Here is an 8052-nt window from a genome sequence, read left to right on the forward strand (position 1 = left end):
GGGATGCGAAGGGAACCGGAGCATGCGAGTCGGCTATATCAGGGTCAGCGGCGTCGACCAGAACACCGTGCGGCAGCTCGACGGGATCGAGGTCGAGCGGACGTTTACCGACAAGGCGTCCGGGAAGGACGCCGCCCGGCCGAAGCTGGACGAGATGCTGGCGTTCGTCCGCGCCGGCGACACGGTGATCGTGCACTCGATGGATCGGCTCGCGCGCAACCTCGACGATCTGCGCCGCATCGTACGCACCCTGACGGGCAAGGGGGTGCGGGTGGAGTTCGTCAAGGAGAGCCTCACCTTCACCGGCGAGGACTCGCCGATGGCGACGCTGCTGCTGTCGGTGATGGGCGCCTTCGCCGAGTTCGAGCGCGCCCTGATCCTCGAACGCCAGCGCGAGGGCATCGCCGCGGCCAGACAGCGCGGCGTCTACACCGGCCGCAAACCCGCCCTCACCCCCGAGCAGGCGGGCCAGTTGCGTGAGCGCGCCGCCGCCGGTGAGCGGAAATCCGCGCTGGCCAAGGAATTCGGCATCAGCCGCGAAACCGTCTACAGCTACCTGCGGACCGCAGGCGCCGCAGGTGTCACGGCTGTCACTGGCTGAGTCGCTCCGGGCGGAGGAACTCCGCAGGGATGCCAGCCTGGCTGATCAGGAAGTGGAGCTGTTTGGCGAAGTTGGCGGGGCTGGGGTCGAACGCGGTGAGGAGCCGCAGCAGGTGGCCAGCGGGTTCGGGGCCGGTGCGGGCCGTGGCGAGCCAGGCGTCGACGGCCGTGGTGAGGTCCGGCACGGCCATCCGGGGGCGGGGGTCGTCGCCGTCGTAGACGCGCTCGTGCGGCGGTTCGGCCAGCGCCGAGCCGAGGGTCCCCCGTGGGGCGATGCGCCGGTCGGCGGCCAGTCGCAGCGCGACCGCGGCGGCGTGCAGCATCGCCTCCTGGAGCGGCCAGTCGAGCTGTTCGTACGGGCGCCACACGGTCAGACCAGCGCGTACGGGACGACCGGTGGCCTGCCAGACGCGCTCCAGGGTGAGGCGGGAACGGACGCCGACCCGCGACAGCGACATGCTCACCTCGTCCAACAGAGTGCGCAGCAGCCGGAACCACACGCCAACGTGCACCGCGCGGCCGGGCAGCGTGACCATGCCGGTGGTCACGCCCTCGTGCGTGCGGCGGTCGAGCTCGACGACAAGCGGATCCACCGATGCCGGTATCAGCGGGGCCAAGCCATGCGCGGCCAGGTTGACGTCGCGTTCGGGCTCGAGCCGGCAGGCGTGCGTTGCGCAGCCGGTCATGATCGGCAGCCGCCACATCAGCGCGGTGCCGCGCTGTGGATCCTTCGCGCACTCCGGGCAGACCCGGCGCAGCGGGTGCGCGGGCAGCCAGGGGCCGCGCCACGTCCTGAATCGCTGCGCTGTGTTGCACCCTGCTTCGCCGGGGGCCAGGAGCACGGAGTCCTGGCGGACGTAGGTGTCGAACACCGCCTGGCGATGGTCGCCGGCGTCGAGCGTGTCGGTCAGCCAGGGCACCCATCCGGCCATCGTCATCCGCCGCAGCTCGCCCGGCGGCACGCCGGTGCGCTCGCCCAGCGCCGTGAGCACCGCGGTGGGCGGATCCCAGTCCAGGCTCGCCGCTTCGGCATCGCCCAGCAGTGCCGAGGCCGAGCCAAGGTTGTGCCGCAGCAGGACCGCCACCGACATGCCGTAGAGCCGGGCGGTCCGCTCCAACCAGGACGACAACGCCTCGCCCGGTTCGGGACGCGGGTGCAGCGGCCACCGCTTCCCACCGTGGCGGTGTGTGCTCACGCCAGTTCGCGCTCGAACAGCCGGCGCCGCTCGCTGGGGCCGGCGTAGTCGGCCATCAGCAGGGTGCGCTGGTTGATGGCCTCCTCGCCGGACTCGATCGCGGCGACCGCGGCGTCGGTTAGTAGGTGCGCCAGCTCGCCGATGGTGCCCTCGCTGCGAGTGAGCAGATAGCCGGCCATCTCGCTGGTCGCGATTGGCGAGTGCCGGCGCAGCGGGAACGCGGCGGCGAAGCTGGCCAGCAGCGAGCAGGCGTCCTCGTCGGGCTCCCAGCGCGGCAGCGTAAACGGCTGGAACCGGTTCTCCAACTGGTCATCGGAGCGGATCGCCAGGTAGGCGTCCCGGGTGCCGACACCGACCAGCGGGATCCGCAGCTCATTGCCCAGGAACCGAAGCAGGTTCAGAAACTCCCGGCGAGCCTCGCCGCGCCCGGCCAGGACGTTGTGCAGCTCGTCGATCACCAGGACACGAACGCCGACCGCCCGAAGCAGACCCAGCGCGAGCTGCTCCTGCTCGGGCACCCGTTGCCGGGGCCGCAGCGGTGCGCCGGTTGCGGCCAGCAGCGCGGTATAGAAGCGGCCTACCGACGGCTCGGACGGCATCTGCACCGCCAGCACCGGGATCTCCTCCCGGTCCGGGCGCGACACCAGCGGGTGAGAGCGGCGGAACTTCTCGATGATCATCGACTTGCCGTTGTTGGTCGGCCCGATCAGCAACAGGTTCGGCATCCGCTGCTTGGCCGGCCAGGTCAGCATCGTCTCCAGCCGCCTCAGCGCCTCGGTCGCGCGTGGGTAACCGATCCACCGGTCCGCCCGCACGTACCGCAGCCGTTCCTCATCGGGCAGCCACGCGATCCGCTGCGCCGACGGACGCAGGTGCGACAGCTCCACGGATCCGTCCTCAGCGTCCATGCTGGTCACCACTGTTCGATCACCTCGAACGGCGCCGCGGCGACAACGCCGGGATCGGACTTCGGTGGATCCGGCACCGGGGCCGTGGTGTGGCTCCTGGGCGGGTTCGATCTGCGGCGTTCGGTGTTGCGGCGAGCCTTGCGACTGGTGGTTGCGGCTTCCTCGGTGATCTCTCGCATCCGGCCCACCATTGCGAACAGGGCGTTCTCGTCGACCTCGGCGCGGCCCAGCTCCCGTAACCGGGCGACGGCGGCCTGCTGCTCCCACACGCTGATCGCCGGCCGCGACCACGTCCGGTACGGCACCTCCACGTACGTCGTGCCCTCGGGGTCCAGCGCCCAGATCCGGGAGATGTCGCGCGGGTCGCGGCGCAGCACGAACCTCCCCAGCCGCTCCCGGCGGGCGATCCACGGCTTGAGCGCGTCGCAGTAGTACTGCACGTGATCGATCTGAAAACCGGTCCGGGTCAGCGATCTGCGGAGCACCGGCAGGAAGTCGACCAGGAACGCGGTCTCGTTCGTCACCGTGATGGCCGGCCCGGCCTCGGCGACCCGCTCCGCCCACACCCCGGCCGGAGTCCTTCCGCCCAGGCCCTCGTGGGGCTCGCCGTGGTAGCAGGCTGTGGCCAACGCGAGCCAGCGCTGCAGTTCCCGCAGTGTCAGAACGGCCTTCGCGTCGCTGTCGTAGTCGCCGCGCTCACCGGTGTTGGAGAACGTGGTGCCCGGCAACTCGTGCAGCATCCGCATCATCGTGCCGATCAACCGCTCCACGATCCCACCGAAGTGCGGCCGGCCCGGTGGCCGGTAGTTGATCCGGATCCCGTGTTGGTCACAGCCGCGGCGCAGCGCCTCGCTCTTGAACTCCGCGGCATTGTCCACATACAGCTCACCGGGCTTGCCACTCATCGGCCACACCGCATCCACCCCGAGCCCTTCCAGCCAGGCCCGCTTGTCGATCGCCATATGCGCCAGGCACAACCCGACCGAGGTCGCCGACGGCGCCTCCAACGTCACCACCAGCCCGGGCACACACCGGCTCGCCTCGTCGATCGCCGCCGTCACATACGGGCGGCCGATCGGCATCCGGTGCCGCTCGTCGACCACGATCACATCCGCCGGCGTGTGGTCGATCTGCACCCGCTCCAGCACACCCGTCACCGGCGGGGGAGCCCCACCGGCCGACTGACGGGCCCGAGCCACGTCCCGACCCTCCCGCGCGGTCGTGGCCTTCACCGGCTCCAGCCTCGCGATCCGCCGCTGTACCGCGCCCCGCGAGGGGGGACGCACCCCCCGCGCCTTGCACTCCCACGAGATCTCCCGGCAGATCGACGCCACCGACCGGCGCTGCCTGGTCAGATACCGCGTCCGCAGCACACTCCGGACCACCGCCTCCACCTCGTCGGCAAGCCGCTCACCACCCCGGCCCCCACTCGACTTGCCTGGCAGCAGATCCGACGCCAGCCCCTCGCCGGCCCGCCAGCGCTTCACCAGCACATACACCTGCCGCCGCGACACCCCCAACTCGGCGGCGGCCTCATCGGCAGCCGCCACACTCACCCGATCCCGCTGAGCAAGCCGGCCGATCACTCCGGCACGCCGGACCGCCAGCTCCCACCGAGCCGCATCCGCGCTCAGCACACCCCGTTCCACCACCGCCTGGTCGTCGGCCATTCCGCAATCCCCACCGTCGTGAACACCAGTACGAGCAGAACGCACCCCGGTGCAGACGAGTTCGCGACACGCCGACGTTCCAAAGCCGCCTGCAAACACACCCCAACTACCCGGCCACCAGCGCAGACGAGTTCGGACATTCACACCAGGAGGACCACCGAGGGAGTGTCGAGAAAACGATCGTCGTGCGATCGTCAGTCGACGGTGGATCCAGGCTCGTCCATCAGCGGCACATCCGTCTGTTTGTGCCGGTAGATCAGCCGATTACGATCCCCGGCGAAGACCGACCGAATGTAGCTCACCGGACGGACCTGCCGTTCGCCGATCTTCATCGAGTGCAGGACTCGAGTGTGCTCGACCACCGGTTGGTCACGTTCCAGCCGGAGGAGTTCTGCCTCTTCCGGAGTCGCCGACCGTGCTTCGATTCCGTCTGTCCACGCCACTTGGCGGTATCCGAGGGCGTGGAGATGCTGCTCGATGTCGGCGACGCTGCCTTCGGTGTACGTCGCGAGGTCGTCGGGGTAGTAAGCGTCTTCCAGAACCGAAGGTTCCTCGTTTGTGAGCCGCACGGTTCGCCGGTGGAAAACGTTCTGTCCGCTTTCGACCCCAAGCCGATCGGCAGCCTCTGGAAACGAGTGACTGACACTTGTCTCGGTTCGATGGGTGGCGGTGAGGCCGACTTCCCTTGCCTCAGCATCGAACTGGTCTTCCCGGCTACGTGGCGGCTTCTGAAGGCCGGCCGAGGTCGACATGGTGTGTGCCTGTATTGGCATTTGCCGCACGGCGGCGCGCTGGTCGTCATCGCACACGATCAGTCCCTCGGATGCCAAATGCCTGAGGGCCAGCCGCACTTCGTCCGGCGAGGCGCGGTAGCGCTCAGCGAGCTCGGCCGCGGAGGGCAGATCGCCGCCAAGACCAAACTCGCCTCCAGCGACGCTGCGGCGGATCAGTTGGGCAACAACCCGATGTCGTTGAGGCAAGGTCCCCTCCCACCGGCGGGCTTGTGTATCCACGTTACGTCCTCTTGTCCGCATCATCGACGCTAACCACCGAGCCCGAACGGTGCGCTGGCTTGCCAAGCACTGGGGGCGACGACTCACACCTATTCGTGGCCCACAACAGCAGAAGCCGTCCTGAGTCGTGCCGCGTTCGCCGCCCGGAGCGCCTCGAGCGCCGGCTTGTTCGCCTCGATGAGACGCTGCTGATAGGCAGCCTCGACGGCTGCCCAGACACCGATGACGTTGTGGCGCTTCTTGCAGATCGTGTCCGCCACCGCCGTATTGATCTGAGCGGGAGACAAGCTCCTCTGCAATTGCGGGTCTCGAGCAGGCTCGAGCGGCGTCCCATAGCGGAAGCCGGCGCGCTCCATGCATTCCGACCACCGTGCGAATACTTCCTGGACTCGCGAATCTCTTGCAGACTGTTCCCAGCTCCGCATCGCCATGGGCTCTGCAATGTCCTCGCTCGCGGAGTCTGATGCGCCTCGGCGCAACAAGCGCTGGGACTCACCTACGCAGCCGCCGGATGGCACAAGGCTAGTGTTGTGCGACGTGCCACCGCCCTCGCCGGTCAGAACGGCTACGACTCTCGGGTCGTCATCCTGAGGCGACCGCGGCGGCTCACGATCGCTGAATGTAGGGACGCGATACCCGTATCGGCCGGCTTCGGCCGTATCAGTGACGAGGTATCGACGTTCATTTCTTGTCTGGACTCCAATTCCTGCGAGCGGCGGAGTCGCCGGAGTCTGGTAGGAGATACCGAACCGTTGCATGCATCGGCGGAGGAGCAGCCGCTGAGCCTCGCCCAGCAGGCGATACTCTTTGAACGAGAATATGTAAGCGTCGAGGGGAAGTAGAAGACCCTTCGTATGTACCAGCGTGCCAATGGACCCCACAGTCGGCTCAGGGACGGGCAGGTCAGTTTCCTGGAGACCACATCCGGCCATCAGAACAGCCACTGTCACAGACACCATGCGGTGTCTGTGACGGCGTCGAAGAGGCCGCCTGGCCGCGTGGCGCATTAGGTCGTCCAGCAGTTCGACCAGTTGTTGTCCCTCACCGCTTCATTCACATTCGCGAGTTCCCCGGGGACGATGACGTCGAAGGCACCCGACGGCGAACAGTTCAGCAATTCGTTGATTAGCCCGTAGGCAGAGGAGTGCCGGTTCCACGCGGACCGTACGTTGTCGGCTACGGTCGCATTGTAGCCGGCACCGGGGCCTTTGAAGCGATCATTCCTGTGGTCAGGATCGTTGTACCGGAAATCAAGGAATGAGGAAACCTGCCCGGCATATTGGTAGAAGAGGCAAAATTCGCTCGCCTCGCATACCCCATCCTTGTTCGCCGCGGCAGCTGGCCCGGCGACCCCGACAACGAGCGCCAACGCACCCAGCATCCCTGCTAACACGCTGCGGACTCTCATCGCTCTGCCCTTCCAGTCAGTGGTCCACGAGCCGGCGTGGCCCGCAGATTTACTGATCATGCACAGCCATGCGCCTCAGCGATGTGCGCACAATCGTCGCGGCAGATGGAGAATTCAATCTCAGCTGTTCACTAGTCCGCGCCTCACCGTCGTCACGCTGACGTCATGGAAGCGTCTCAGCACCATCGCCGCTGCGGCGGACCGCAAGAAGTCACTTGCCTTGCCACGGGGCTCTCGGCCAGGCGGACACCGTCAAAGGCGGGGCGCAGAGTCCAGCCCGCCAGGCAACCCTCGCAAGGTTGCGTTTTCGGACCTGGCCAGGGCTGTACTACTTATGCTGGCTATCGACGATCTGGGGCGATATAGCCTGCGGCCAGCAATGGCGCTACAAGCGTTTGCATTGCTATTCCGGGTTTCGCATTCATCTCGGAGGAGAACATTCGCTCATATTCCCTGTAGCGCCGCAACCCGTCGGCGATATTTCCTTCGCGAATAAGTATCTCAATCAGGAGGCGATTCGAGGTCTCCCGCAAGTTGTCCATTGATACCGCGCATAGCGCGTTGGCGGCGGCTTCACCGAATCGCCCGGCCATCAGGAGACGCTCGGCCGAAGCCTCCAGGGCGTGCAATTGCAGCATGTGCAGATGCTCGCGTGGAGCGACGAGCCATGGCTCGCCCCACCCAGGCAGCAACTCCCGACCGATTTGTGGAGGCGGAGAAGCCAGTGATGCCTCACGTTGAATCGTCGCCTGGCTCCACCGCAGCACTTCATCAAGGTCGACGTAGTCTGCATCAATCCACAAACCATCTGCCTCTTCAAAGATCAGGCCGCTGGCGTCCTTACGCACCCGCCACATAATGGTCCGGAGATTGGCGCTGGCCCGTTCGAAGGTGTGATCCTCGAACAGGCGGGCTGCCACATCACTCCGCGCCGAGGCGCCTTCCACGGCAAGCAGGGCAACTAATCGTCGCGCACTTGGCCGCAGGTTCAGTCGCCTTTGGCCACGCCGGACACCAAAGCCGCCAAGTAGTTGCACGGCCAACTCGCGGTTCTTGTGCGCCACGCCCCCCACCCCTCCTGACGCATTTCACCCGAGGAGACCTGACAGAAGCTACGCCGCCGGACGCTCTGTGACTAGACCTAAGCGAAACGTTGCATGTTCTGGCAATGGGGCTCTTCGATCTTGACCGGGCACGACACGCGGTCTCTGCCTGCGGGGTAGGGGCTCGTGGCCTCTGAACACTGGCTGTTGTCGA

General features: G+C 66.9%; 8 protein-coding genes. 1 reads left to right on the top strand and 7 read right to left on the bottom strand.

Going from position 1 to position 8052, the window contains the following annotated elements; translation table 11 throughout:
- Positions 1-22: 22 nt before the first annotated feature.
- Positions 23-601 (top strand): recombinase family protein, encoded by a 579-nt coding sequence (locus tag EV643_RS41365; protein WP_133805708.1) that lies wholly within the window; start codon positions 23-25, stop codon positions 599-601.
- On the opposite strand, the gene EV643_RS41370 is transcribed toward EV643_RS41365, so the two are convergent.
- From EV643_RS41370 to EV643_RS41395, 7 genes are all read right to left on the bottom strand, one after another.
- A complete protein-coding gene (locus EV643_RS41370) occupies positions 591-1796 on the bottom strand; it encodes a TniQ family protein (protein ID WP_202870021.1) in 1206 nt (401 codons plus the stop codon). The two genes, EV643_RS41365 and EV643_RS41370, sit on opposite strands and share 11 nt — an antisense overlap.
- A complete protein-coding gene (locus EV643_RS41375) occupies positions 1793-2704 on the bottom strand; it encodes a TniB family NTP-binding protein (protein WP_133805709.1) in 912 nt (303 codons plus the stop codon). The genes EV643_RS41370 and EV643_RS41375 overlap by 4 nt, the downstream gene beginning before the upstream one ends.
- A 5-nt stretch (positions 2705-2709) precedes the next feature.
- The gene (locus tag EV643_RS41380; RefSeq protein WP_133805710.1) at positions 2710-4374 is read right to left on the bottom strand and encodes a TnsB C-terminal domain-containing protein; all 1665 of its coding nucleotides are present in this window, start codon (positions 4372-4374) and stop codon (positions 2710-2712) included.
- 194 nt (positions 4375-4568) lie between these two features.
- Complete coding sequence (locus EV643_RS41385; RefSeq protein WP_166665776.1) at positions 4569-5387, bottom strand: GntR family transcriptional regulator; 819 nt, start codon at positions 5385-5387, stop codon at positions 4569-4571.
- 89 nt (positions 5388-5476) lie between these two features.
- Entirely contained in the window at positions 5477-5743 is a 267-nt protein-coding gene (locus tag EV643_RS44550; protein WP_166665777.1) for a hypothetical protein, read from the bottom strand.
- Between the two features lie 650 nt (positions 5744-6393).
- Entirely contained in the window at positions 6394-6780 is a 387-nt protein-coding gene (locus EV643_RS41390) for a peptidase inhibitor family I36 protein (protein WP_166665778.1), read from the bottom strand.
- Positions 6781-7136: 356 nt separating this feature from the next.
- Positions 7137-7859: an AfsR/SARP family transcriptional regulator gene (locus EV643_RS41395; protein WP_133805713.1), complete on the bottom strand. Its 723-nt coding sequence runs from the start codon at positions 7857-7859 to the stop codon at positions 7137-7139.
- Positions 7860-8052 lie beyond the last annotated feature (193 nt).

Origin of the sequence: Kribbella caucasensis (genome assembly GCF_004361855.1) — a bacterium.
GTDB classification, from domain to species: Bacteria; Actinomycetota; Actinomycetes; order Propionibacteriales; family Kribbellaceae; genus Kribbella; species Kribbella caucasensis.

Excerpts from the sequence above, each read along its gene's own strand:
- EV643_RS41380 (WP_133805710.1), bottom strand. The coding sequence starts at position 4,374 with ATGGCCGACGACCAGGCGGTGGTGGAACGGGGTGTGCTGAGCGCGGAT.
- EV643_RS41365 (WP_133805708.1), top strand. The coding sequence starts at position 23 with ATGCGAGTCGGCTATATCAGGGTCAGCGGCGTCGACCAGAACACCGTG.
- EV643_RS41375 (WP_133805709.1), bottom strand. The coding sequence starts at position 2,704 with ATGGACGCTGAGGACGGATCCGTGGAGCTGTCGCACCTGCGTCCGTCG.
- EV643_RS44550 (WP_166665777.1), bottom strand. The coding sequence starts at position 5,743 with ATGGAGCGCGCCGGCTTCCGCTATGGGACGCCGCTCGAGCCTGCTCGA.